Below are 24,174 nucleotides of genomic sequence, written 5' to 3'. Positions count from 1 at the left end.
ATCAAGCCCACCCACGGCGCGCCTTCGCGCCGCAAGCGGTTCGGCATGCGCCTGCACCACTGCGGCCCACCCACGGGTCGCTGAAGGACGCCGTCGCCCCTCCACGGCCCGCGGCTCGAACACTCCCCTGCCTCCCACAGCGCCGCGCTTGAAGCGGCGCGACCCCACCGGGTTGCTGCCCGCAGCGAACTCGGGGGCATGCCCTTCTGCCCGGCAGGCAGCCGCTGGCAGACCCGGGCCCGATGCCCCCACCGTTTGCCGGCCCCAACCCCTGGTACGCTGCCCGGGCATGTGGCGTATCTGAACCGTTCGGCCCCCTCTCCTTTCCTGTTCAACGACCAAAGGTCCCGTCATGAACCACCTGATCGCAGCGGTACTGACACTGATGCTGGGGGGTGCGCTGTGTCTGCTGCCCGCGAGCAATCGGCTGCGCGCGGGCCTGGGCCTGGGGTCGCAGCTGATCGCCACCGTGCTGGTGCTGATGACGGTGGTGCCGATTCTGCTGGGCGGCCCTCCGATCACCACGGAGATGCCCTGGAGCTACCCGCTGGGCTCCCTGCACTTCCGACTCAACGCGCTGGGCGCCTTCTTTCTCAGCTGGTCCCTGCCCATGACGCTGCTGGGCAGCGTCTACGCCGTCGGCTACCTGCGCCAGTATGTCGACAGCCCGCGCCACATGGGGGTGCACTTCGGCCTGCTGAACATGATTTCGCTCTCGTTCATCCTGGTCTACACGGGCGAACACGCGGTCACGTTCCTGATGGGCTGGGAGATCGCCGCGCTGTCGGCCTGGTTGCTGGTGATCTGGGACCACGGCAACCAGAAGGTGCGCTTCGCCGGCTTCAACTACCTGGTCTCCACCCACATCGGGCTGATCTTCCTGGTGGCCGCGGTGATGATCCTCTACACCCACACCCACTCCTGGTTTCTCGACGACTACGGTCGCTGGATGAGCGAGAACCCTGGCGCCGTGCGCAACCTGGTGTTCGTCCTGCTCGTCATCAGCTTCGGCCTGAAGTCGGCCTTTTTCCCGTTCCACTCCTGGCTGCCGCGCGCACACGCGGCGGCGCCCGCCCATGTGTCCGCGCTGATGTCCGGTGTGATCCACAAAGCCGGCCTGTACGCGCTGGTGCACTTTCTGATGATCTCGGGCAAGCCCGATGAGTGGATGGGCTGGTTCCTGATCGCCTTCTCCGCCACCTCGGCCGTCATCGGCGGGCTGTACACCGTGGGGCAACGGGACCTCAAGCGCCTGCTGGGCTATTCGTCCACCGAAAACGTGGGCATTGCCGGCATCGGCTTCGGCCTGGGCTGCCTCGGGCTGAGCTGGGACCAGCCGATGCTGGTGGCGCTGGGTTTTGGCGGCGGCCTGCTGCATGTGCTCAACCATGCGTTCTTCAAGTGCCAGCTGTTCTACGCCGCGGGCTGCGTCTACCAGATCAAGCACGTGGTGGACATCGAGCGGCTCGGGGGTCTGTTTCGCCTGATGCCGATCACCGCGCTGTGTTTCCTGGTGGGCGGCATCGCCATCTCGGCGTTGCCCCCGTTCAACGGATTCGTCAGCGAGTTCGCCATCTACTCGGGCCTGTTCACCCACACCGACGTGTCGCTGTGGGCCAAGCTGGCCCTGGCGCTGGTGGCCGCCGCGCTGGCCTTTGTGGGTGCGGTCTCCGCGCTGAGCATCACGCGGGCGTTCGGCGTCACCTTCCTGGGCCAGGCGCGCGACGACAGCCTGCCCCCGGCGCACGAGCCCAGCGCCTGGATGCTCGCGCCCATGGGCCTGCACGCGGTCGGCACGGTGTTGCTCGGGCTGGTGCCGGCCTGGGGTTTTGCCATGGTGGCCGCGCCCACGGCCCTGTTCCTGAACGCCCTGCCCACAGCCGAGGCCGAACAGGCGCTGCGGGATGTGGCGCACACGCTTGACCGGGTGGGCCTGGTCTCCGTGGCCCTGCTCGGCGCGATCCTGCTGGTGCTGGCCCTGAGCTGGCTGCTGCTGCGCCCTGGCCCGCGCCTGGGCAGCACCTGGGGCTGCGGCTACGGGGCGCCCAACACCCGCATGCAATACACCGGCAGCGCTTTTTCGACCGACTTTGCCCAGCCGTTCCACAGCGTCATGCTGCTGCTCAAGCGGCAGAAGCCCCCCGATACCTACTTTCCCACCGACAGCTACGTCATCACCAACTGCGTGGACGCGGTGGAGCACCGCCTCTACAACGTGATCGGCCACGGCGACGAGTCGGCGTCCGAGATGTCCCGCCTGATGCACGAAGACGACCCTCGGCTGGCGTTCGCGGCCGCGCTGGTCGCGCTGCTGGTCATCGCCTCGCTGGTGGTGCTGGCCGATGGAGCCTTGCCATGAATCCAACCCACCTGACACTGGTCCACGCCGTGCTGGCGCTGACACTGCCGATAGCGCTGGTGGGCGTGGTCAACCGCACCAAGTCGTGGTGGGCGGGCCGCAAGGGCCCGCGCCTGCTGCAGTCCGCCCACGACCTGCGGCGATTGCTGGGCAAACGCCCGGTGGTCAGTACCGTGGCCAGCCCGCTGTTCCGGGTCGGGCCCTATGTGGTTCTCGTGTGCAGCCTGCTGGCCATGAGCATGGTGCCCTTGCTCGGATCGTTCGCGCCGCTGCAGTTTTCCCACGACTTCGTGGCGCTGGCCTACACGCTGGGGCTGGCGCGCATCGCCCTGATGGTGTCGGCCATGGACGTGGGCAGTTCCTTCGAGGGCATGGGGGCGGCGCGCGAGGCCTCGTTCTCGACGCTGGCCGAGCCCGCGCTGTTCCTGCTGATCGGCAGCGTCGGCGCGGCCACCGGCATGAGCAGCTTCGCCGACCTGATGGGCCACCTGCACACCACCCCGCACTACCTGTGGATGGTCCTGCCCCTGGTGGTGGCGTTGATGATCCTGCTGCAGCTGGAGGCGGCCCGGGTGCCGGTGGACGACCCATTGACCCACCTGGAGCTGACCATGATCCACGAGGTGATGGTGCTGGACCACAGCGGCCCCGACCTGGCCGCCATGCAGTACGCCGCGGCGCTCAAGATGACGCTGTACGCCGGCCTGATCGCCGCCCTGCTCAACCCCTTCAACCCGCTGACGGAGCCCGCGCTGGCGATCGCGGTGGCCGTGCTGCTGATGCTGGCGGTGGCGGTGGTGGTGGGGTGTTTTGAATCGCTGATGGCCCGCCTGCCCATGCGCGCGGTGCCGCGCTACGCCCTGCTGGCCTCGGGCGCGGCGCTGCTGAGCATGCTGGCCGTGGGCCTGGGAGGGCTTCAGCCATGAACCTGCCGCTGATGCTGTGTCTGGTGGCGACCGTGGTTCCGGTCTTCTTTGGCAAAGTCGGCGCGGCCCCCCTGTGGCTGAGCCTGCAGGCCCTGGCGCTGGGCTGGATCACCCTGACCCAGCACCACGAGCTGTCGGCCCACGCGCTGGCCGCGGGCCTGGAGATCCTGCTGGTGCGCGCCTGGCTGGTGCCGACCCTGCTGCGCCGCGCCTTGACGGACCCACGCGCCGCACAAAGCGACGTCATGCCGTCCAACCTCTTCACCTGGGGCGTGGCCATCACCCTGGTCATCCTGGCGTTCAAGTTCGGCGACGGCGCGCGGGTCGACCTGCGCGCCATGACGCTGGGCACCGTGGCCGCCACCGCCATGATGGCTTTTCTGGTGCTGGGCACCAACCGCGAACCGGCCGCGCAACTGGTGGCCCTGCTGTTCATGGAAAACGCCATGGCGCTGTTCGAGTCGCTGATGGCCGAACCCTGGCCCCTGACGGTGCACCTGGCCGTCAGCGGTCTGTATGTGCTCACGGTGGCGGTAGGCAGTTGGCTGGTGCGCGGCCAGGCCAGCACCACGGCGCCGCCCGCGACGGACAAGGAGATCGCATGAACACCGCGCCAAGCCGTTCCCAAGCCAGCTCGCCAGGCGAAGGAACGCCCATGACGGCCCCCACGCTGCCTCAGGGCCCCGACCACGCCGCCCCCGACGCGCGCGCCCGCACACGCTGGGTGGCCCCAGCCCTGGTGCTGGTGGCCGCGCTGATGTGGCTCGCCAGCGTGGGCGTGTTCATCGCCGTTCCGCTGGCCGAGCTGCCGTTGTACCTGGTCGAGCGCCATTTCGTGCTCGACCCGACCTCGATGCTGTTCGTGCTGGTGATCAACACCGTGTTCCTGGGCATCGGCGTCTACCTGTACTCGCGCGAGCGCACCACCCCCGCCCTGCAGCGCGACATCCGCTCCCGTGCGGGGCTGATGCTGCTCTTCGTGCTGGTGGTCAACCTGGGGGTGTTGTCCAACCACCTGGTGCTGATGTGGACCCTGATCGAGGTCAGCACCCTGTGCGCTGCCCCGCTGGTGGCCCGGGGCGATGCGCCGTCGCCCAAAGGCGTGGCGTGGCGCTACCTGCTGTACTCGGCCATGACGCTGTCCATCACCTTCGTCGGCTTCATGTGCCTGGCGCAGTCGGCGCACCTGCGCGGCGTGGACATCAGCTTTGCCGTGGACCAACTCAGCCTGTCGCTCACGCACCAGCCCGACGGCTGGCAGCGCCTGGGCCTGGCCCTGATGCTGTTTGGTCTGGGTGGCAAGCTCGGGCTGGCGCCTTTGTACAGCTGGCTGCCGGAGACCTACGAGGGTGCCCCCACCAGCACCAGCGCCCTGCTAGCGGCGGTGCAGTTCAACGTGAGCGTGGTGGCCGTGTTCCGGATCCTGCAGATCTTTCAGGGCTTCGAGTCCGGCTTCGTCTCGCAGGAGCTGCTGGTGATGGGTTATCTGTCGCTGATCGTGGCGGCCATCCAGGTCATGGCCGCGCGCAACTACAAACGCCTGATCGCCTACGCCTGCGTGAGCTCCTCGGGCGTGATCGCGCTCGGGCTGTCGGTGGGCAAGGCGGCCGCCTACGGTGTGGTGCTGTACGTGGTCAGCAACGCGTTCGTGAAGTGCCTGCTGTTCCTGACCGCTGGGCGCCTGCGCTCGGTGTACGGGACGAACGACGTGGCGCCCCTGAGCGGCGTGATCCGCGTCATGCCGTTCTCCGGTGCGCTGTTCGGCGTGGGCATTTTCGTGCTGCTGGGCTTCCCGCCTTTCGCCAGCTTCCTGGCCGAGATGCTGATCCTCTCGGGCATCGTGCAGGCCGGCAACCTGATGGCGTTTTCCCTGATGTGCGTGATGCTGACCATCATCTTCGTGGCCACCGGCCGCGCCGTGTTTCCCATGCTGTGGGGCGCCTCCCACGGCGAGCGGCCGAGCGTTCAGGAGTCGTGGATCACCGCCCTGCCCAAGATCGGCTTCGTGACCGTGCTGATCATGCTGGGCACCTACACCCCCGACGTGTTCACGGAGCTGCTCCAGGCGGTGGCTCAATCGATTGAAGGCTGAGACCGTGTCCCTCACCATTCCCAAACCCTCGCCCTGCGCGCTGTTTTCCGGCCAGGCGCTGCAGCCCCTGCCGCTGAACGACTTCGCTGCCCTCTGCCTGCAGCGCCTGCAACAAGGCGAGCGCCTGCTGAGCCTGTTCGGCCGAGCGGCGACCCTGGCCGACACCGGCGACTGGGTGCTCACCGCGGTGTTCCTGCCCCCCGAGGGCGCGCTGTGCGTGGTGCGCGGCCAGGCCCGCCGGGGCGAGCGCTACCCCAGCCTGAGCACCAGCCACCCGGCCGCGCAGATCCACGAGCGCGAGCTGTGGGAACAGACCGGCGTGGTGCCCGAGGGCCACCCCTGGCTCAAGCCGGTGCGCTTCGAGGGCGAACGCCAGCAGCACATGGCCGACTACCCCTTCTTCACCGTGCGCGGCAACGAGGTCCATGAAGTGGGCGTCGGCCCCATCCACGCCAGCGTGATCGAACCCGGGCACTTTCGCTTCATGTGCCACGGCGAACGCGTCATCCACCTCGAAATCCAGCTCGGCTACCAGCACCGCGGCGCCCAGGCCCTGCTGCTGCGCCGCCCGGCCTGGAGCCTGACCCCCATCATCGAGTCGATCGCCGGCGACTCCGCGGTGGCCTACGCCTGGGCCCACTGCCAGGCCATGGAAGCCCTTTCGGGCCGGCCGGTGAGCGCCGACACCGCGCTGTCGCGTGCGGTCGGGCTCGAAATGGAACGCATCGCCATGCACGTGGCCACACTCAACGGGCTGGCGACCGACATCGCCTACCTGCAGGCCGCGGCCACCTACGGCCGCCTGCGCACCGCCATCATCAACGCCAGCCAGCGCGTCTGCGGCAACCGCTTCGGGCGCGGCTGGCTGCGCCCCGGCTGGGCCCGCTCGCTGCCCACCGAACTGCGCGACGACCTGCGCAAGACCTTGCAAGGCTTCGCCCGCGACATCCACGAAGTCAATGGGCTGATGCGCAGCGCACGCAGCGTCAAAGCCCGCTTTGTCGGAACCGGCGTGCTCAGCCCGCAGGCGGCGCTGGACATGGGCCTCGCCGGCGTGGTGGCGCGCGCCAGCGGCGTGGCGCTGGACCTGCGCGAGCGGCTGCCGGGCGCCTACGAACACGCCCCCATTGCAACCGTGACCAGCCCCGCTGGCGACTGCTGGGCGCGCATGGAGCTGCGCATGCGGGAAATCGATGCGTCGGTGACCTGGCTGCTGGAGGCACTGGCCCGCGCTCCGGGCGAACAAGCCGCCGCGCTCGCACCCGCGGCACCCGAAGGGGAGAACGCCGCGCTGGCCGCCCGGACCTTGTGCGTGAGCCTGGTCGAAGGCACCCGCGGCCCGGTACTGCAGGCCATTGAAACCTCGGACTCCGGCGGCCTGCTGCACCACCAGGTGCAAGACCCGTCGCTGGCCAACTGGTTTGGCCTGGCGCTGGCCGTGCGCGACAACGGCATCTCGGACTTCCCCATCTGCAACAAGAGCTTTGACCTCTCGTACTGCGGCAACGATCTGTGAGCCTCACCATGCTGAAAACCATCGCCGTGCGCCGCTCCCAGGGCACGCAGTACATCGCCGATCTGCGCGGCGCCGTGCCGGCCGGATTCCGGGGCAAACCCCTGATTGCCGACACCGCCTGCGCCGACAGCTGCCGGGCCTGCCAGAGCATCTGCCCCAGCCACGCCATCGAGCTCGCGCCCGTGCGCATCGACCTGGGCCGCTGCGTGCTGTGCGGCGACTGCGAACCCGCCTGCCCCGGCGGCAAGCTGAGCTTCAACAACGACGTGAAGCTCGCCAGCACCCGGCGCGAGGGGCTGGTGGTCACGGCGGCGCGCGCCCACATCGACCCGGTGCAGGTGTCGGCCGCGCTGCACCAGCGTTTCGGCCGCTCGCTCAAGCTGCGCTCGGTGTCCGCTGGCGGCTGCAATGGCTGCGAGATGGAGCTCAATGCCACCGGCAACGTGAACTTTGACCTGGGCCGCTACGGCATCGACATCGTGGCCTCGCCGCGCCACGCCGACGGCCTCGTGCTCACAGGCCCCATCACCCGCAACATGGCGCAGGCGCTGGAGATCTGCTGGGACGCGATCCCCGAGCCGAAACTGGTGATCGCCATGGGCGCCTGCGCGATCTCGGGCGGCGTGTTCGCCGACAGCGAGGCACTGGACCGCAGCTTCCTGGAAAAGGTGACCCCCTCGCTCTACCTGCCAGGCTGCCCGACGCATCCCCTGACCTTCATCTCCGGCATCATGGATTTGCTGGGGATTGCGGGATAGTGTTTATTCGGGTCGGGGGACTTCAGGCGACGGGGTCAAGTTCGGTTTAGACACATTGCAGTCGGCCACGCGGTGCATGCGCAAGTCAAGTGGGCAGCGAGTGCCGTCAATTAGTCTCGAACCTCAAACTCACGGTGTCAGTCATATCACGACCCTTGACATGCACTGGGTGAAGCCGGTCAACCGACCGGTTCTGCGGTGTTGCAGAGATACAGCGGGTGAGTCGTCGTCTGTTGTGAAGCTACGGCGCAAAACCTAGACAAATGCGCCGCACTCCCTTAAACAGCACTTCTTGTACTTGAGCCCGCTGCCACAGGGGCACGGGTCGTTCCGACCGAGTTTCATTCGGCTGACTTCGCGCGAATATTGGGGAAGAGCATCGCGCACTTTCGATGCCGGCTTCATGTCGGCTGTAAGCCGTTCCATTTCGTCAGAGGTTTCCCACGGAAAGCTCAACGTGACGCCGAACTGGACTTGCCCAGCCGGGCTCACAGAGACTCCAAACCACTGCGCGGCACGCTGCTGGTACTTGCGTTTGGCACAGTGGGTCTCTAAGACGGCAATCGCCTCTATAGATGGCGTTGGATTGCAATGGAAGCTGACCCCGCAAGGTGGTGTGCTCGAGGCAAGCGTAATGTCGTTTCGCTTGCCGTCGACTTGCGATTTCTTCGTCACGATTTCGAGTACGCGATGGACGTTTCTGCACGAATCTTCGTCCATTGAAAGCAAGTGGAAACCAAGTTCGAGAGTTGCCGGGTCTGCCCTGTCTTCGATCTCTTTGATGAGGCTCTCGTAGCGGGTGCCGCGCATCTTCGTGAGGATGCCCGCTGGCGTGTCGTCGCCAGGCTGGTTGTCCCTGCGAACCATCATCGCCGTGTCCAGGTCCCGTGCGATAGAGTCCTCAAGCATGACGAGATCGTGCTTCTCCTCTAGCCAGAGGTTCTGCTTAAGGTGGTAGCCGAGCACGGTCAACTCGTGCCCGCTCATCAGCTTGTCCGAGACGGTCACGCGCAATTTCACATAGCCAAGCAGTCGCAACGGTGTCGCCAGCATCTCCGTCAACGTGTCGAGAAGGAACACGTCCATCACGAACGGAGGTCGGATGACATCGGTGGTCTGGAACTTCAGCGACTGGCTTGCCTGAAAGGCCAGCGCCGGATAGTGTTCGGACACAAGACTGAACAGGAAAACCTCTTTGATGTTGAGTGGAAGCTCGACTTCTATCTTGTTGTCGTCCACCAGCCGACATCCGCCGGAAAGCAACTCGTTCGCGCATGTCCAGCCTTGGTCATACGAATCTTGGATGGCAGCAGCGAAGTCGGCTTTTAGCTGGTTATCGTTCCCCTTGCGCGCAGCGATGGTCAGCTTCTTAGCCTTCGCCTGCACAATGATTAGCCGGTCTCCGTAGATCACCAGAACATCCGCCTCTCCCACAATGTCTTTGCCACGATGCAGGTTCACATTCGTATAGACGTGCTCGCGGCCGAAGACTCCGGCCAACCGACGCGCAGCGAACTGTTCGGTAAAGGCGCCGCGATGCTTGGCGGCTGTCGGGCGGTAAGCCTTGTCATCCCACATCCAAAAGAACGGTGATTCGTATAGCGCCTCGCAAATGGCATAGTGCGAGAAGAGAAGCACAGTCCCACGGTCGGTGGGTAGCAGCGGCCGAGCGGCGACCTCGTTGAAGTCACCCACCTCCTTGAACCCCGAGTTGCTCCCTCCAAAGAGGAACGCGCGGAAGAAGGCTTCGACTACATCTTTCTCAACACCGCTATGACGCGTCACCTCATTCAGCGAGAACTCAAATGCGGGCAACCAAGTCTCGGGAGGAGTGTTGGCCGTTCGGGTATCAGCGAGGAGCCGCGTCCCCTTCTCGTCCATCAAGGTGCACATCGTCCTTGCGATGGTCCGCGCCTGGCCGGATGTGAAGCCTTTGTTCTGGAGCATCCATGCGTCATCGGCCCCGTACTTTTCGGGCACGAGGTCCCTGTACTGGAAGGCATAGGCTGATTCGGTGCCGTAGAAGATAGGTTCTCGCATTCCCGGGCCGAGCCATGGATTTGGCGGCATGGCGCCCACCTTCACGGCCTCAAACATGGACGCGAACAACGGGTAGGACATGGAGTTGTGCAGTTCCTGCAAAAGAGCATCGGTGCACTTGACGTAGCTCTCAACCACATCAGTCGGTTGCTGCGACAGGTCTAACGGTTTCTTCACCATCAGGCCAATCAGCGTCGTCAATTCCGTCCGAATAAGGCGCTCGCTACTGAACAATCGGTCCATGTCGGACGGCTTCAGCTTGCCCTTGATGTGAATGACGTTGTCGCGATGACAGATGTGTGCGATTGCATGAACGTATCCAGGCGATCCAGCTAGCGTGGCCAGCTCCTCAAAAATTTGGGATTCTTCTCGTGGTTTCTCCATGGCTCCTCCTCCGATAGACAAGTTCGTGGATCACCGGCGCGACCAACGATTAATTTTCAGCGGGTCGGCACAGCTCATTACACGACAGGTTCTGGCAAAGACCATCGTTGAGCCGTCGTAGGGCTGACAGCCATCAGACTGAAGCAATCTTCGAAGTTCCAAGCCCAGCCTTGCAGCGGTTGCTGCCAGCCACGACCACACTGTGATCTCACAGTTTCGGATGCACAGCAGTTTCGGGAGCCAGCCCCCTTGTCGGCCCGACAGGTAAGAATCAACATTAGCAGTATGCCGCTTGGCTGCGGCAGCTCCTATTCCTGATACCGGGCCCTTCAATGTATTCTTGGACTGCAACACCTTCCAATTGGACCCATGCACATGGCAGAGAAAAGCATCGAGATATTCCAGAACCTGCACCTGAAAAGCTCCTCGGCCCTCAACTCAATCCGGGACAGCATCCTGGATAGGATCCGGGCACCGTGGGGGCATGATCCCGAACGCGAAGATGACATCAGACAGGGCGCCAACGATGACGAGGACGTGATCGTTCTCGTGCGAACAGCGTTCGACGACATCGATGAATCCGCCCTGGTCCTCTGGCAGGAGGCCGACGGCTACCGCGTCTCCAACATCGTGCCGCGCCATGTCGGCGAGCTCGGCATCACCCGGTACAACGCGATCCTGCAGGACTTCGTGGAGCGGGTCGCGCGCCCTGCCGCCCAAACTGGGGGGTTCGAGATCGAACTGACTTCGGCTAGCCAGTCCCTGGACGACTGGCTGTCGGCCGATCAGGCGGCCGCCTTGAGGCGCTTCTCGCACTTGGCCAACAAATCTACCGGAGCGGCCCATCCGATGGACAGGGAGCGCTGGTACGCGTTCCTGATCGCCGCTTATAGGAGCGCCCAACGACTGGACGCCGACCAACTGGCGCGATGGCTTGTCGAAGTCGAGCAATGGTCGGCCGAAAAGGCGCAGGAACTCGCTATCGACTACGAGTTCGCGCTCGGGCTGCTGGAGCAGTACGACCAGTCGCGCCCATGAGCTTGAGCTCCAGCGATATCGCAAGTCTGGCAGCGCTGAGCGCCCCTGTGCTTTGCGTCGACACGTGCACGGTGCTTGATGTTATTCGCGACATCACCCGCGAGACTGTGACGCCCAGTGATGCACTCGCTGGGCTCGCCTTGCTCGCAGCGGCCGAAACGGGTGCCGGCCTTATCGTTCTCATGGCCGAGCAGGTCTCCCTCGAACTCGCCTCCCATGTCGCGGGCGTCGAGCTGGAGGCTCTGAACGGTCTCTCGAAGTTCCAAGCGCAAATCCAACGCATCCACGACGTGGCCGTGGCTTACGGTTCCCTTGGTTCGTTGCAGGTACAGCACATTTCAGGTCATGTGAGCCGGGCCAGGACAGTGCTCGATCGCTGGAAAAACGTCGCGCGGCCGGTGCCGCACAACGACGACGTTGCCAGCCGTGCCTTCAGGCGCGTCAACGCGCCGCGCACGCCGGCCCGCAAAGGCAAGGAGTCGATGAAGGACTGCGTGATCGTCGAGGCCTACATCGAGGCAACAAGCCAGCTGCGTGCTGCTGGCCTGACGGCCCCGATAGTCTTCGCATCGTCAAACACGAAGGAATACCACGCACCAAACACCACGCATCTTCAGCTCGACATCGCCGCAGACCTCCGCGCCGTGGGCATGGAGTACGCTCCAAATTTTGGTGCTGCGAAACACTTCCTCGGGCTGTAGCTGGGTCAGATCGCATAAGCTGGGTGAATCATGGGCATCGATAGACTCCCGCGATTGGTTACAGATTGAACTGTCATCTTCGATGCTTGTCAGCAGCAGTTCTGGCGAGCGATGGTTGGCGAGATGTTGGATACAGGAAATGAACCGGCAAACAACCAAGGATGATCTCCTCTACTACCTGGCCGATACCAAGGTGCGGGTGATCGCTTTCAAAGGACTGTGGGGTACCGGGAAGACCCACCTTTGGGAGGAGATCAAGGGTGTCCTCCCTCCTGTTGATGGCAATGACCACCTGTATGCGTCATGCTTTGGACTGGAGTCCCTGGATCAGATCAAGACTGCTTTGTTCCAGAACTCGCTGGGCAGAGCCGAAGGGACTGTGACGGCAGCAAAGAAGCTCTCTGGTTTTGCGATCGATGTTCTTGAAAAGATCACGGCCAAAGTGGCACCAGGAGCTGAGGGCGCGGCCACAGTCGTTGGCAGCCTCGGTGGCTTGGTCCAGTCCGCCTTGATCGACAAGGTGTTGCATTCGCGCTTGATCGTGCTCGATGACATAGAGCGACGCGCCAACTCTCTGCTGGTCGAAACGCTGTTGGGCTTCATCGACCTCCTGAAGCGAAATGACTGCAAGATCCTGCTCATCCTGAACGAGGAACCGTTGGAGAAGTCGCACGCGCCTGATTGGCGAACGCTCAAGGAAAAATGCATCGATAGGGAGATAACGCTGCTGACTACATCGGCAGATGCAGCCAGTATTGGCTTGAGCGAGGACATGCCCTATAGAGCTGTGGTGACGGACACGTTGGCTCGGTTGAATGTGTCGAACATCCGCGTCATCCAAAGGATCGACAGGATCGTGAAGATGATCTTTGGAGACGCAGTCAGCTTGCCCGATGGGTTGGAGAACTCGATGCTGCCAGCGACTGTGACGCTGGCAGCACTCAACTTCAATGCCGTGCCCGGCGGCCCAGGCGTTGCATCGCTTATGAATGAGTGGCCGGCATGGTGTGCACGGCCCGGCTACTTTGACGATGACCGGCAGAAGATGAGCGATGCCGTGGCATTCGGTGTGAATACGAAGCTGACCCGTGACGTGGAGTTCCTGGCGCTGCTGATGCAGCACATCCTGACCGGGCACCTACTTAAGGGGCAGTTCGACTTGCTCTTTCAGCAGCGGCGAGAGCAGGAGGCGTCCAACCAAGCCGAGAACGCTGCGATTCGATACATCGAAGACACGTACCTCGATCCCGGGATGACGGATCAAGACTTCATCGCCCGAGCGACTACTCACAAGTCCGCATGGGTCGGCATACCTGCGGACAAGGTGAGCGCGATTGCCAGCGATCTCGATCGGCGCAAATCGGGAGAGCTTGCTCAAGAAATCGCAAGGGAATGGGCGCGACGCTGGAGTGAATCGCCAAAACTCTGGAACAGCCACCTCTATTCACTGGATAGCTTCTACCCGGTCATCAAAGACGCCATCCTGGAGGGGAATCGCCATTTTTCTGCCAGGCCATCTCTGATCGACGCAGTGTTGAAGGTCTCCAGCGGGGGATGGAGCCCCAGCGAAACAACGGCGATAAACGATGCAACGGTAGATGAAGTCATTGAAACCATTTGCGCATTGGACAGGGAGCACTTTGGTACGTTCATCTACTTCTATCGCAAGGAGATCAAGGAACTGGCCCAGCAAGCTGGCGCTGGGCCGCTCTTCAAGGCAGGTACAGAGACGTTTCGGCAGGCAGCCCGACGGATTGTGGCGGAGAACAACCGTCCTCGGCTCACAGAGCTGTTGACGCTGCACCTGGGTGAACATGAGTTTTCTGCATCGGACGTCCTCGAACACGACACCGATGCAGGCCTCAAAGGTACTTCTTGAAGCTGCTCGTCGAGGGGAACGCAGTCGGTTGAGTTCACTGGGGTTGGATGACTGGTGTTCGTGTTTGCGGCCGTTCAGACCTCCGGGATCGATTGACTCAGTCCAGCCTGCAAGAGTCATCCGCAGCGTCAAATCCGATGACTTCCACCGCCCCAAATTCGTCGCTGGAACAACCCACTGAATATCTGTGTCGTTGTTCGAATCCAGATGGCGCATGCCAGCAGGGGATGGGTTGGCGCGACAACTACACCACCCGCCGCCGCACCGCCGTGAGGATGCCGCGCAGGATGTCCACCGGCGGTGGTGGACAACCGGGCACCACCACATCCACCGGGATCACGTTGGCCACCCGCCCGCAACTGGCGTAGCTTTCGCCGAAGATGCCGCCGTCGCAGGCGCAGTCCCCCACCGCCACCACCAGCTTGGGCTCGGGCGTGGCGTCGTAGGTGCGCCGCAGCGCGGTTTCCATGTTGCGCGACACCGGGCCGGTGACCAGCAGCAGGTCGGCATGGCGCGGGCTGGCCACGAAGCGGATACCCAGCCCCTCCAGGTTGTAGTACGGGTTGGTCAAGGCGTTGATCTCCAGCTCGCAGCCGTTGCACGAGCCGGCATCCACCTCCCGGATCGCCAGCGCCTGCCCCAGGATGCTCAACAGCTCGGCCTGGATCCGGGAAGCCTCGGCCTGCGCCGCCTCGCCAATGTCGGGCGCGGGCTCGCTGCGGATGCCCGTCTTGACGATCTGCCACGCGACTTTCCAGATCATAGGTCGTGCCCCGAATAGCTGAGGTTGAACGACTTGTTGATCAGGGGGAAGTCGGCCACGATGTCGCCCATGATGGCGTGCTCCAGCACCGGCCAGTTCTGCCACGACGGGTCGTGCAAATGGCAGCGCGCGATGCGCGCGCCCGGCCCGCCCCCCGAGAGCTCCAGCGCCACGAACACCTCGCCGCGCCAGCCCTCCACCCAGCCCGCACCCCGGCAGGGCAGATCGGGCAGCGCCAGCTCGCAACGCACCGGCCCCGGCGGGAGTCCGCGCAACAGGTCGCGCACCAGGCGGATGGACTCGAACACCTCGTCAAAGCGCAGCGCCACGCGCGCGGCCACATCGCCCCCCCGGTGGGTCGCCATCGCCACCTCCAGCTGGTCGTAGGGCGCCCATGGGTGGTCCCAGCGCAGGTCCCGGGCCTGGCCGCTGGCGCGGCCGGCCAGCCCGGTCAAGCCCAACTGGGCGGCCAGCGCTGGCGGCACCGAACCGCAGTTCATCAGCCGGTCCTGCAGCCCCGCATGTGACTCAAAAATCGCGAACAAGCGGCGCACGTCGTTCTCCAACCGCTCGCAGGTCTGCAGCATCCGGTCGACCTGGTCGTCTGCCACGTCGCCCTGGACGCCACCGGGCTGGATGCAGTCCATCATCAGCCGGTGGCCAAACGCCGCGTGGGAATCGCGCAGCCAGTCTTCGCGCAGGCGCGAGAACTGGGCCAGTGCGAACGCGAACGCGGCATCGTTGCCCAGCGCGCCTAGGTCGCCCAGGTGGTTGGCGATGCGTTCGCGCTCCAGCAGCAGCGCGCGCAGCCAAGCGGCACGCGGGGGCACCACGGTCCGGGTGGCCGACTCCAGCGCCATGCAGTACGCCCACGCAAAGGCCACGGTGCTGTCGCCCGACACCCGGCCCGCCAACCGGTGCGCCTGCAGCGGGGCGAGCTGGGTCATGCGCTGCTCCACGCCCTTGTGGGTGTAGCCCAGGCGCTGCTCCAGCCGCAGCACTTTTTCGCCCACCACGGAAAACCGGAAATGGCCGGGTTCGATGATGCCGGCGTGCACCGGGCCCACCGCGATCTCGTGCACGCCGTCGCCGGCCACTGGCACGAACGGGTAGTCGGTCAAGGGCCCCGGCGCGGGTTCGGGCAAGGCCAGCGGGTTTTGCAACAGGGGCGGGTGTTCCCTGGCCCAGGCGCCATGGTTCAGCCACGAGCGCTGGTCCTGCGCGCCTTCGGCGTGCACGCCCGAGAGATCGGCGGCCGCGCGCTGCATCCGGCCCGCGGCCGGGAACAGCGCGGCGAGGTCCGGGTACGGCGTGAAGCCGTTCCCCGCCACCAATGGCAGGGTGAGCCAGAAAAGGCCTTCGGATGTGGCGTAGGCGGCGCACACCGCTTCGGCGCGCAGCGGCCCTTCTGCCACCGGCACCGCCTGGCCCGCCCAGAGCGCCAGCAACCGCCCCCCGGCCTCGCGCACCGCTGCGGCGGCGGCCAGCCATTGCATTTCGGTGACCTGCCCGTGCGCCATCGGCACCGGGGCCGGCAGCGGCGTGAACGCCAGATCGAGGCCGGGTATCTTCATCGGTTCAGCCTCCCAGCAAACGCGCCGCCTGCACGTACCAGTCGTTCAGGTAGGGCGGGATGTACAGGCCCAGCACCAGGCCCAACGTCAGGTGCAGAAACACGGGGATCAGGGCCGGCGGGTGCGCCAGGGCCTTGAGCGTCGTGTCGCCAAACACCATGGGCAGGACGCGGACCAACATGGAAGCGAACGCGACCCCGAGCGCCAGGAACAGGAACGGCGTGGCCCATGGCTGGTCGCGCATGGCGGTGGTCAGGATCAGGAACTCGCTGGCGAACACGCCAAAAGGCGGCATACCCAGAATCGCCATCACGCCCAGGATCAGGCCCCAGCCCACCGTGGGGTTCACCTTGATGAGGCCGCGGATCTCGCTCATGACCTGGGTGCCCGCCTTCTGCGTGGCGTGGCCCACAGTGAAGAAGATGGCGGACTTGACCAGCGAATGCACCGTCATGTGCAGCAGGCCGGCAAAGTTGGCCACCGGCCCGCCCATGCCGAAGGCGAAGGTGATCAGGCCCATGTGTTCGATGGACGAGTAGGAAAACATGCGCTTCACGTCTTTCTGGCGCGACAGGAAGAACGCGGCCACCACCACCGAGACCAGGCCGAAGCCCATCATGAGTTGCCCGGCCATGTTGGAGTCCAGTGCGCCGTCGGTCAGCACCTTGAAGCGCAGCACGGCGTACATCGCCACGTTGAGCAGCAGCCCCGAGAGCACCGCGGACACCGGTGTGGGGCCTTCGGCGTGGGCGTCGGGCAGCCAGCTGTGCAGCGGCACCAGACCGATCTTGGTGCCGTACCCCACCAGCAGGAAGACGAAGGCCAGCGTCATGATGGCCGGGTCGAGCTGGTGCTTGATGCCGTTGAGATCGCTCCACAGCAGCGAGGCGTGGTCCAGGCCCATGGCCTTGTCGGCCGCCATGTAGACCAGGATGGTGCCGAACAGGGCCTGCGCGATCCCCACGCCACACAGGATGAAGTACTTCCAGGCCGCTTCCAGACTGGCCGAGGTGCGGTACACGCTGACCAGCAGCACGGTGGTGAGCGTGGCGGCTTCCATGGCCACCCAGATGATGCCCAGGTTGTTGGTGGTGAAACCCAGCAGCATGGTGAAGCTGAACAGCTGGTACATGCTGTGGTAGAGCTGCATGCGCCGCGGCGTCATCTTGCCGTGGTCCTGCTCGATGCGCATGTAGGGCCTGGAAAAGATGGCCGTGGTCATCCCCACGAACGCCGTGAGCGTGACCAGGAAAACGTTCAGCGGGTCGATGAAGAACTGCCGGTCCCAGACATACTGCGGCCCGTCGTTGATGACCTGTGCCGTCAGAAAACACGCCGCCACGAAGGTCGCCAGGCTGAAGACCACGTTCACGTCGCGCGCACGCGACCAGTGCCCGATGAAGGCCAGCGCCAAGCCCCCCATCAGCGGCAAACCCAACACAAAGTACAGGGCGCTCATTTGGCAACCTCCGTGCGGCGCACTGCGGTGCGAGCTGGCTTGGAGCGGTCCGGCGCTGCGCTCATGGCTCAGTCTTCCTTGAGTGACTCAAGATTGTGGATGTCCAGGCTGTCGAATTTTTCCCGGATCTGGAACATGAACACGCCCAGGATCAACACCCCCACCAGCACGTCCAGCGCAATGCCGAACTCCACGATCATCGGCATGCCGTTGGTCACGGTCGTGGCCGCGAAGATCAGTCCGTTCTCCATCGACAGGAAGCCGATCACCTGGGGAATGGCCTTGGAGCGGATGATCATCATCATGAACGACAGCAGCACGCAGGCCAGCGCGATGCCCAGCGCATCGCTCGCGATGGAGTTCGACAGGCGCGACACCGGCAGCGCCAGGCTGAAGGAGAAGATCACCAGCGCGATGCCCACGAGCATGGTCGTCGGGATGTTCAGCAGCGTCTCCACGTCCCAGCGCACATTGAGGCGCCGGATCAGCCGGTGCAGCATCCAGGGAATGAACAGCACCTTCAGCACGAAGGTGATCGCGCCAGACACGTACAGGTCCGGCTGCCGCGTGACATAGCCCAGCAGGAACGACGCCGCCACCAGCGCGGCGCCCTGGATCATGAACAGATGGATCAGCGACCCGACACGCCGCTGGGAGATCATGGCGAACGAGAGCAGCAGGATCAGGGTGGCGAACAGATTGATCAGTTGCGGCGCGAATTGGATCATCCCACCCCCAGCAGCACGTTCACCAACAGGCCGATCACCGCAAGCAAAAAGGCGGTGCCCAGGAATTCCGGCACGCGGAAGATCCGCATCTTGGCGCTCGCCGTCTCGACCACCGCCAGTGCGATGCCGCCCAGCGCCAGCTTGAACACCAGCATGGGCAGGGCCAGCAACAAGGCCATGGGTGCATGGGCCTGCGCCACGCCCCAGGGGAAAAACAGCGCCAGACCGGCACAGGAGTAAGCAAACAGCTTCAGGCTGGCGGCCCACTCCATCAGCGCGAGGTGGCGGGCGGAGTATTCGAGCACCAGCGCCTCGTGGATCATGGTGAGCTCCAGGTGGGTGTCGGGGTTGTCCACCGGCACGCGCGCGTTCTCCGCGAGCGACACCATGGTGAAGGCCACGCCCGCGAGCAACAGGCTGGGATAGATCGTCAGTTCGCGGTGGGCCAGCGTCTCCACGATGGCGGTCAACGAGGTCGATCCGGTGATCATCGAGGCGCAGAACAGCACCATCAGCAAGGCGGGCTCGGCCAGAAAACCCACCAGCATTTCGCGCCGGGCACCGAGCGTTCCGAAGGCCGTTCCCACGTCCATCGCCGCCAGCGAAATGAACACGCGGGCCAGGGCGAACAGCCCCACCAGCGCAATCGCGTCGGCCGCGGGCGAAAGCGGCAGGTCGGTCGACAGGGTGGGAATGATGGCGCTGGCCAGCAGCATGCAGCCGAACACCACGTAGGGCGCGATCCGGTACAGGCGCGAGGCGTGTTCGGCCATGACGGACTCTTTGTGAAACAGCTTGTGCAGCATGCGGTAGGGCTGCAGCAAACCCGGCGCCGATTTGTTCTGCAACCAGTGACGCCACTGATTGACCCAGCCCGTGAGCAGGGGCGCCAGCAGCAAGGCCGTCACCAGCGCCAGCAATTGTGAAAAGACGCCCAGGGCACTCATCGCTTCACCAGCAGCAGCAACACGATCAGCGTCGCGAAGCTGTACATCAGGTACACCGCGATCCGACCCTTCTGGAGCATCCCGACAACCCTGGACGCTTTGTCGACCAGCCGCGCCACCGGCAGGTACAGCCAGTGCCACAGCGGGTCTTCCACCTTGACCGCGTAGACCGGCCGTTCGTCAAACGCCGTGGGCAGTTGCCGTTGCAGGCGGAAAAAAGGCTCAAAGATCTGACGGATCGGTTGCCCGAAGCCTTCGGCCGTGTCCTGCATGCGGGCGGTCTGCCAGGGGTGGCCGCAATCCCACGGGGGCGCCCGGCGCAGGCGGCCGTGGTAGAGCTTGCGCACCATCACGAACGCCAGGCCCATGCTGACCAGCACGCCCAACAGGAAGATCACGGGGGCATAGCTGGCCCGTTCCACGCCCACCGGAACCAGCAGCCAGCCGCTGGCCGCGGCGCTCTGGGACAGCCCCGCCTGCACCAGCCGCTGCGTGACGGGGCTGATCAGCGCAATCACCTGGTTCGGCAGCAGCCCCAGCCCCACGCAACCGCCCACCAACCACAACATCCCCCCCCGCTCCCAGGGCCCGGCATCGTGGGCGCCGCTCAGCTTTTCCTCGCGCGGCTGGCCCAGAAAGATCACCCCGAAGTACTTGACCATGGTGTAGGCCGAGAGCGCGGCAATCAGCGCGACCAGTGCCGCCATGACCGGCAACAACATGTCGAGCGACGGACTGGGCAGCCCCGTGGTGAACAAAAAGCTCTGGAGCAACAACCACTCGGCCACGAAGCCCCCGAAGGGCGGCAGACCGGCACAGGCCAGCACCCCGACCAGCGTGGGCCAGGCCACCCAGGGCATGGTGCGCATCAGGCCGCCGAGCTTGCCCAGGTTGCGCTCACCGGTGGCGTGCATCACCGCGCCGGTGCTGCAGAACAGCAGGCTCTTGAAAAACGCGTGCCCGATCATGTGGTACATCGCCGCCGTCAGGGCCAGGGCCGACAAGGCCTGCATGCCGTAGGCGGAGAACAGCAGCGACAGGCCAAAACCCGTGCAGATCAGCCCGATGTTCTCGATCGACGAATAGGCCAGCAAACGCTTCATCTCCACCTGCACGGTGGAAAACACCACCCCGAACAGCGCACTGGCAAGTCCCACGGCCATCAGCAGCACACCCCACCACCAGATGCGGGTCTGGAGCAGATCGAAGGACACCCGCAGGATGCCGTACAGCGCGATCTTCAGCATCACCCCGCTCATCAGCGCTGAAAACGGGGACGGGGCGGCGGGGTGTGCCTCGGGCAGCCAGGCGTGCAAGGGAAGCACGCCAGCCTTGGCGCCAAATCCGAACAGCGCCAGCACGAAGGCGGCCGACCCCCAGAACGGCGACAGGTGCTGGGCGCGCATGTTGGCAAAGGTGTAGTCCCCGGTACCGGCCTGCAGCACCCCGAAACACAGCAGGATGCCCAGCGCACCGATGTGCGCCACCAGCACATAGAGGTAAGCGGCCTGGCGAATCTCCGGCATGCGGTGGTTGGCCAGCACGAGAAAGAACGACGAGAACGCCATGGTTTCCCACATCACCATGAACACATAGGCGTCGTCGGCCATCACCAGCATGGCGATGCTGGCCAGAAAGACGTGGTATTCGAGACAGATGAGCCCCGGAGGCGTGCCTTCGCCACGGCGGAAGTAGCCCGCCGCAAACATGGACACACCCGCCGATACGCCACCGATCAGGATCAGGAAGAAAGCGGACAGGCTGTCGAGCCGCAAATGGAACGGCAACTGAGGCAGGCCCAGTGGCAGCACCGCCACCTCCGGCGTGGCGAACGCGGCGCTGATGCCCACCGCCATCAGGACCACCGAAAAAAGGGCGCCCACCGGGAACAGCACCACCGCCACGAACCGGAACCGGCGCAGCGCCGCAACGCCTGCAACGCCAACCAGCAACCACGCCACGACGACCACCAGAACCCAGTCCAGATGGAGCCATGAGGCAGGTTGAGGAAAACTGTTCATGGACCTTTCGCGCGTGTTGCGGACGCCCAAATGGTACGCCCGAAGCGGACGGGCTCCCGTCGGCAAGCCGCTGGCTGGCCCTGGCCTGATGCCGAAAGGACACAGACCGGCGCCGCCGCGCAGCCCCGGATCGGGCCGGCAGGCCCGCCCGGTAAAATCGGCGTTTTCCCCATCTTGCGCCGCCCGCGCCACCGACCATGTCTTTCTTCGCCCGCCCGCACTACACGTCTGACGCGACGCAGTTCATCGACAAGCTCAAGGCCGACAAGCCCACGCTGGAGCAGGAACAGCGCCAGGGACGCGCCCTGCTGTGGGACAAGCAGATCGACCGCGACTTCCAGGCCAAGGCCGCAGCGACCACCGTGCCCCAGCAGCCCTACGTGTACCAGACCCAGGCCGACCCGCACTGATTCCGCCCCCGCCCGGGCGCATGCCATGAGCCACGAATCGCCGGCACTCGACGAAGCCCCGCAGGGGCTGGACGATGTGCTGCCCACCGTGGTCGACCACGTCGCCCTGGCGCGGCTGTATGGCGAGCCGCTGTTCACCATGCCGCGGGACCTGTACATCCCGCCCGATGCGCTGCAGATCTTCCTGGAGGCCTTTGAAGGGCCGCTGGACCTGCTGCTCTACCTGATCCGCAAGCAGAACTTCAACATCCTCGACATCCCGATGGCGGCGGTGACGCGCCAGTACCTGAGCTACGTGGACGAGATCCGCGCCAGCAACCTGGAACTGGCGGCCGAGTACTTGCTGATGGCGGCGATGCTGATCGAGATCAAGTCGCGCATGCTGCTGCCGCCCAAAAAGGTGGCCGAAGGCGAAGAAGCCGAAGACCCGCGCGCCGAGCTGGTGCGCCGCCTGCTCGAATACGAGCAGATGAAGCTGGCTGGCCAGCGTCTGGCCGAGATGCCGCAGTACGGTCGCGATTTCCTGCGCGCGCAGGTCTACGTGGAACAGGCCCTGGTGCCGCGCTTTCCCGACGTGCACGTGCTCGACCTGCAGGGCGCCTGGCGCGACATCCTCAAGCGCGCCAAGCTGGTCCAGCACCACAAGATCAGCCGCGAGGAACTCTCGGTGCGCGAACACATGAGCATCGTGCTGCGCAAGCTGCAGGGCCAGCGCTTCGTGGAATTCGGCGACCTGTTCGACCCCACCCGGGGTTCGCAGGTGCTGGTGGTGACCTTCATCGCCATGCTGGAGCTGGCCAAGGAAACGCTGATCGAACTCACGCAGGCCGAGGCCTTTGCCCCCATCTACGTGCGGCTGGCCTACTCACCCAACTGAACCGAACTGGCCACCGCGCCCCGCTGTACGGGCGCGCACCCAGCACCACACCCCTTCACATCAGAGAGCCATGAGCGCCCACCATTCCTTTGACGTTCTCATCATCGGCAGCGGCCTGGCCGGTCTCACGGCCGCGTTGAAACTCGCGCCCACCCACCGTGTGGCGGTGGTGACCAAACGCGGCATCTCCGACGGCTCCAGCAACTGGGCCCAGGGCGGCATTGCCGCCGTGCTGGCCGAGGGCGACAGCTACGCCTCGCACGTGGACGACACGCTGGTCGCCGGCGCCGGGCTGTGCGATCTGGAGGCCACGCAGTTCACGGTGGAGAACGCGCCCGCGGCCATCGCCTGGTTGCAGGAACTGGGCGTTCCCTTCTCCACCGAAAACGGCGAACTGCACCTCACGCGCGAAGGCGGCCATTCCCACCGGCGCATCGTGCACGCCACCGACGCCACCGGGGCGGCCGTGCAGGCGACCCTGAGCCAGTTGGCCCGTGTCACGCCCGGCATCACCTTCTTCGAGAACCACATGCTGGTCGATCTGGTCACCGAGCGCCAGTTGCCCGACCACAAGCCCGGCGTGGGGTCCACCCGTTGTTATGGCGCCTATGTGCTGGATGTGGACCGCGACGAGGTCGAGACCTTCAGCGCGCAGCACACCATCCTGGCCACCGGCGGGGCCGGCAAGGTCTACCTCTACACAACCAACCCCGACACCGCCACCGGCGACGGCATCGCCGCCGGCTGGCGCGCGGGTTGCCGCGTCGGCAACATGGAATTCATCCAGTTCCACCCGACCTGCCTGTACCACCCCAACGTCAAGAACTTCCTCATCACCGAGGCCGTGCGGGGCGAAGGCGGGCAATTGAAGTTGCCACCGCACCTGGGCAGCCACCGCTTCATGCCCGACCACGATCCACGCGCCGAACTCGCACCGCGCGACATCGTGGCCCGCGCCATCGACTACGAAATGAAGCGCCACGGACTGGATTGCGTGCACCTGGACATCTCGCACCAGAGCCCCGAGTTCCTGAACGAGCATTTCCCCAACATCCTCGCGCGCTGCGCCGAACTGGGCATCGACATCACCAAAGAGCCCATCCCCGTGGTGCCCGCCGCGCACTACACCTGCGGGGGCCTGGTGACCGACCTGGAAGGCCACACCGACATCGACGGTCTGTACGCCGTGGGCGAAACCACCTGCACCGGCCTGCACGGCGCCAACCGCCTGGCCAGCAACTCGCTGGTCGAATGCATGGTGTTCGCCCAGGCCGCGGTGAAGGCCATCGGCACCGCGGCATTGACCCCGCGCCCGGACATCCCGCTGTGGGACGACAGCCGCGTGACCGACGCCGACGAGCAGGTGGTGATCTCGCACAACTGGGACGAACTGCGCCGCTTCATGTGGGACTACGTGGGCATCGTGCGCACCAACAAGCGCCTGGAGCGCGCCGCCCACCGCATCACCCTGCTGCAGCGCGAAATCCAGGAGTTCTATTCGCAGTTCCACGTCACACGCGATCTGCTGGAACTGCGCAACCTGGTGCAGGTGGCCGACTTGATCGTGATGTCGGCCATGATGCGGCATGAGAGCCGGGGTCTGCACTACAGCCGCGACTACCCCGACCTGCTGCCCGAGGCCAAGCCGACGATTCTGGTGCCGCCCTTGCGCTGACCAGACCAGCGCCAAGCGCGCTCCGGG

At 65.0% G+C, this 24,174-nt stretch carries 19 protein-coding genes; 12 read left to right on the top strand and 7 right to left on the bottom strand.

Annotated features, from left to right (window positions below):
- Positions 1-352: 352 nt before the first annotated feature.
- From AC07YZ_RS15600 to AC07YZ_RS15575, 6 genes are read left to right on the top strand one after another with little or no spacing between them, the layout of a single operon-like run.
- Positions 353-2,359 carry a proton-conducting transporter transmembrane domain-containing protein gene (locus AC07YZ_RS15600; RefSeq protein WP_494795394.1) on the top strand — a complete coding sequence of 669 codons (2,007 nt, stop codon included), beginning with the start codon at positions 353-355 and terminating at the stop codon, positions 2,357-2,359.
- A complete protein-coding gene (locus AC07YZ_RS15595) occupies positions 2,356-3,285 on the top strand; it encodes a respiratory chain complex I subunit 1 family protein (protein ID WP_494795393.1) in 930 nt (309 codons plus the stop codon). The genes AC07YZ_RS15600 and AC07YZ_RS15595 overlap by 4 nt, the downstream gene beginning before the upstream one ends.
- Positions 3,282-3,890 carry a hypothetical protein gene (locus AC07YZ_RS15590; protein WP_494795392.1) on the top strand — a complete coding sequence of 203 codons (609 nt, stop codon included), beginning with the start codon at positions 3,282-3,284 and terminating at the stop codon, positions 3,888-3,890. The genes AC07YZ_RS15595 and AC07YZ_RS15590 overlap by 4 nt, the downstream gene beginning before the upstream one ends.
- Positions 3,887-5,377, top strand: coding sequence for a complex I subunit 5 family protein (locus AC07YZ_RS15585; RefSeq protein WP_494795391.1), 1,491 nt, complete (start codon positions 3,887-3,889; stop codon positions 5,375-5,377). Before AC07YZ_RS15590 ends, AC07YZ_RS15585 begins: the two co-directional genes overlap by 4 nt.
- Before the next feature lie 4 nt (positions 5,378-5,381).
- Entirely contained in the window at positions 5,382-6,893 is a 1,512-nt protein-coding gene (locus AC07YZ_RS15580) for a hydrogenase large subunit (RefSeq protein WP_494795390.1), read from the top strand.
- An 8-nt stretch (positions 6,894-6,901) separates the two neighbouring features.
- Complete coding sequence (locus AC07YZ_RS15575; RefSeq protein WP_494795389.1) at positions 6,902-7,651, top strand: NADH-quinone oxidoreductase subunit B family protein; 750 nt, start codon at positions 6,902-6,904, stop codon at positions 7,649-7,651.
- Between the two features lie 255 nt (positions 7,652-7,906).
- Here AC07YZ_RS15575 and AC07YZ_RS15570 read toward each other — a convergent pair whose 3' ends face one another.
- The gene (locus AC07YZ_RS15570; protein WP_494795388.1) at positions 7,907-10,075 is read right to left on the bottom strand and encodes an SEC-C metal-binding domain-containing protein; all 2,169 of its coding nucleotides are present in this window, start codon (positions 10,073-10,075) and stop codon (positions 7,907-7,909) included.
- Positions 10,076-10,450: 375 nt separating this feature from the next.
- Between AC07YZ_RS15570 and AC07YZ_RS15565 the strand changes: the two genes are divergently transcribed.
- The 3 genes from AC07YZ_RS15565 (at position 10,451) to AC07YZ_RS15555 (ending at position 13,693) form a co-directional block, all read left to right on the top strand.
- Positions 10,451-11,113 carry a DUF1889 family protein gene (locus AC07YZ_RS15565; protein ID WP_494795387.1) on the top strand — a complete coding sequence of 221 codons (663 nt, stop codon included), beginning with the start codon at positions 10,451-10,453 and terminating at the stop codon, positions 11,111-11,113.
- A complete protein-coding gene (locus AC07YZ_RS15560; protein ID WP_494795386.1) occupies positions 11,110-11,814 on the top strand; it encodes a PIN domain-containing protein in 705 nt (234 codons plus the stop codon). The genes AC07YZ_RS15565 and AC07YZ_RS15560 overlap by 4 nt, the downstream gene beginning before the upstream one ends.
- A 139-nt stretch (positions 11,815-11,953) precedes the next feature.
- Entirely contained in the window at positions 11,954-13,693 is a 1,740-nt protein-coding gene (locus tag AC07YZ_RS15555) for a hypothetical protein (RefSeq protein WP_494795385.1), read from the top strand.
- 244 nt (positions 13,694-13,937) lie between these two features.
- Here AC07YZ_RS15555 and AC07YZ_RS15550 read toward each other — a convergent pair whose 3' ends face one another.
- The 6 genes from AC07YZ_RS15550 to hyfB form a co-directional block, all read right to left on the bottom strand.
- Positions 13,938-14,456, bottom strand: coding sequence for an NADH-quinone oxidoreductase subunit B family protein (locus tag AC07YZ_RS15550; RefSeq protein WP_494795384.1), 519 nt, complete (start codon positions 14,454-14,456; stop codon positions 13,938-13,940).
- Positions 14,453-16,030 (bottom strand): hydrogenase large subunit, encoded by a 1,578-nt coding sequence (locus tag AC07YZ_RS15545; protein WP_494795383.1) that lies wholly within the window; start codon positions 16,028-16,030, stop codon positions 14,453-14,455. The genes AC07YZ_RS15550 and AC07YZ_RS15545 overlap by 4 nt, the downstream gene beginning before the upstream one ends.
- A gap of 4 nt (positions 16,031-16,034) precedes the next feature.
- The gene (locus tag AC07YZ_RS15540) at positions 16,035-17,489 is read right to left on the bottom strand and encodes a hydrogenase 4 subunit F (protein ID WP_494795382.1); all 1,455 of its coding nucleotides are present in this window, start codon (positions 17,487-17,489) and stop codon (positions 16,035-16,037) included.
- Between the two features lie 68 nt (positions 17,490-17,557).
- Entirely contained in the window at positions 17,558-18,217 is a 660-nt protein-coding gene (locus AC07YZ_RS15535; protein ID WP_226494150.1) for a formate hydrogenlyase, read from the bottom strand.
- Positions 18,214-19,164, bottom strand: a complete 951-nt coding sequence (locus AC07YZ_RS15530; RefSeq protein ID WP_226494151.1) for a respiratory chain complex I subunit 1 family protein — start codon at positions 19,162-19,164, stop codon at positions 18,214-18,216. Before AC07YZ_RS15530 ends, AC07YZ_RS15535 begins: the two co-directional genes overlap by 4 nt.
- The gene (gene hyfB / locus AC07YZ_RS15525; protein ID WP_494795381.1) at positions 19,161-21,185 is read right to left on the bottom strand and encodes a hydrogenase 4 subunit B; all 2,025 of its coding nucleotides are present in this window, start codon (positions 21,183-21,185) and stop codon (positions 19,161-19,163) included. The genes AC07YZ_RS15530 and hyfB overlap by 4 nt, the downstream gene beginning before the upstream one ends.
- Before the next feature lie 197 nt (positions 21,186-21,382).
- Between hyfB and AC07YZ_RS15520 the strand changes: the two genes are divergently transcribed.
- The 3 genes from AC07YZ_RS15520 to nadB all read left to right on the top strand — a co-directional run bounded on the left by AC07YZ_RS15520 (position 21,383) and on the right by nadB (position 24,147).
- The gene (locus tag AC07YZ_RS15520) at positions 21,383-21,595 is read left to right on the top strand and encodes a DUF3460 family protein (protein ID WP_226494153.1); all 213 of its coding nucleotides are present in this window, start codon (positions 21,383-21,385) and stop codon (positions 21,593-21,595) included.
- Positions 21,596-21,620: 25 nt separating this feature from the next.
- Positions 21,621-22,472: a segregation and condensation protein A gene (locus AC07YZ_RS15515; RefSeq protein WP_226494154.1), complete on the top strand. Its 852-nt coding sequence runs from the start codon at positions 21,621-21,623 to the stop codon at positions 22,470-22,472.
- A gap of 70 nt (positions 22,473-22,542) precedes the next feature.
- A complete protein-coding gene (nadB, locus tag AC07YZ_RS15510) occupies positions 22,543-24,147 on the top strand; it encodes an L-aspartate oxidase (protein ID WP_226494155.1) in 1,605 nt (534 codons plus the stop codon).
- Positions 24,148-24,174: the final 27 nt, after the last annotated feature.

This window comes from Hydrogenophaga sp. GW101-3F08, from assembly GCF_059424585.1.
Note: the sequence above shows the minus strand (reverse complement) of the source record. Positions and strands in the feature narration are given on the sequence as shown.

What these genes read in the sequence shown, in the direction of transcription:
- AC07YZ_RS15535 (WP_226494150.1), bottom strand. Translation starts at nt 18,217, where the DNA reads ATGATCCAATTCGCGCCGCAACTGATCAATCTGTTCGCCACCCTGATC.
- AC07YZ_RS15565 (WP_494795387.1), top strand. Translation starts at nt 10,451, where the DNA reads ATGGCAGAGAAAAGCATCGAGATATTCCAGAACCTGCACCTGAAAAGC.
- AC07YZ_RS15550 (WP_494795384.1), bottom strand. Translation starts at nt 14,456, where the DNA reads ATGATCTGGAAAGTCGCGTGGCAGATCGTCAAGACGGGCATCCGCAGC.
- AC07YZ_RS15575 (WP_494795389.1), top strand. Translation starts at nt 6,902, where the DNA reads ATGCTGAAAACCATCGCCGTGCGCCGCTCCCAGGGCACGCAGTACATC.
- AC07YZ_RS15555 (WP_494795385.1), top strand. Translation starts at nt 11,954, where the DNA reads ATGAACCGGCAAACAACCAAGGATGATCTCCTCTACTACCTGGCCGAT.
- AC07YZ_RS15585 (WP_494795391.1), top strand. Translation starts at nt 3,887, where the DNA reads ATGAACACCGCGCCAAGCCGTTCCCAAGCCAGCTCGCCAGGCGAAGGA.
- AC07YZ_RS15530 (WP_226494151.1), bottom strand. Translation starts at nt 19,164, where the DNA reads ATGAGTGCCCTGGGCGTCTTTTCACAATTGCTGGCGCTGGTGACGGCC.
- hyfB (WP_494795381.1), bottom strand. Translation starts at nt 21,185, where the DNA reads ATGAACAGTTTTCCTCAACCTGCCTCATGGCTCCATCTGGACTGGGTT.
- AC07YZ_RS15515 (WP_226494154.1), top strand. Translation starts at nt 21,621, where the DNA reads ATGAGCCACGAATCGCCGGCACTCGACGAAGCCCCGCAGGGGCTGGAC.
- AC07YZ_RS15600 (WP_494795394.1), top strand. Translation starts at nt 353, where the DNA reads ATGAACCACCTGATCGCAGCGGTACTGACACTGATGCTGGGGGGTGCG.
- AC07YZ_RS15520 (WP_226494153.1), top strand. Translation starts at nt 21,383, where the DNA reads ATGTCTTTCTTCGCCCGCCCGCACTACACGTCTGACGCGACGCAGTTC.
- AC07YZ_RS15545 (WP_494795383.1), bottom strand. Translation starts at nt 16,030, where the DNA reads ATGAAGATACCCGGCCTCGATCTGGCGTTCACGCCGCTGCCGGCCCCG.
- AC07YZ_RS15560 (WP_494795386.1), top strand. Translation starts at nt 11,110, where the DNA reads ATGAGCTTGAGCTCCAGCGATATCGCAAGTCTGGCAGCGCTGAGCGCC.
- AC07YZ_RS15540 (WP_494795382.1), bottom strand. Translation starts at nt 17,489, where the DNA reads ATGAGCGCCCTGTACTTTGTGTTGGGTTTGCCGCTGATGGGGGGCTTG.
- nadB (WP_226494155.1), top strand. Translation starts at nt 22,543, where the DNA reads ATGAGCGCCCACCATTCCTTTGACGTTCTCATCATCGGCAGCGGCCTG.
- AC07YZ_RS15570 (WP_494795388.1), bottom strand. Translation starts at nt 10,075, where the DNA reads ATGGAGAAACCACGAGAAGAATCCCAAATTTTTGAGGAGCTGGCCACG.
- AC07YZ_RS15595 (WP_494795393.1), top strand. Translation starts at nt 2,356, where the DNA reads ATGAATCCAACCCACCTGACACTGGTCCACGCCGTGCTGGCGCTGACA.
- AC07YZ_RS15590 (WP_494795392.1), top strand. Translation starts at nt 3,282, where the DNA reads ATGAACCTGCCGCTGATGCTGTGTCTGGTGGCGACCGTGGTTCCGGTC.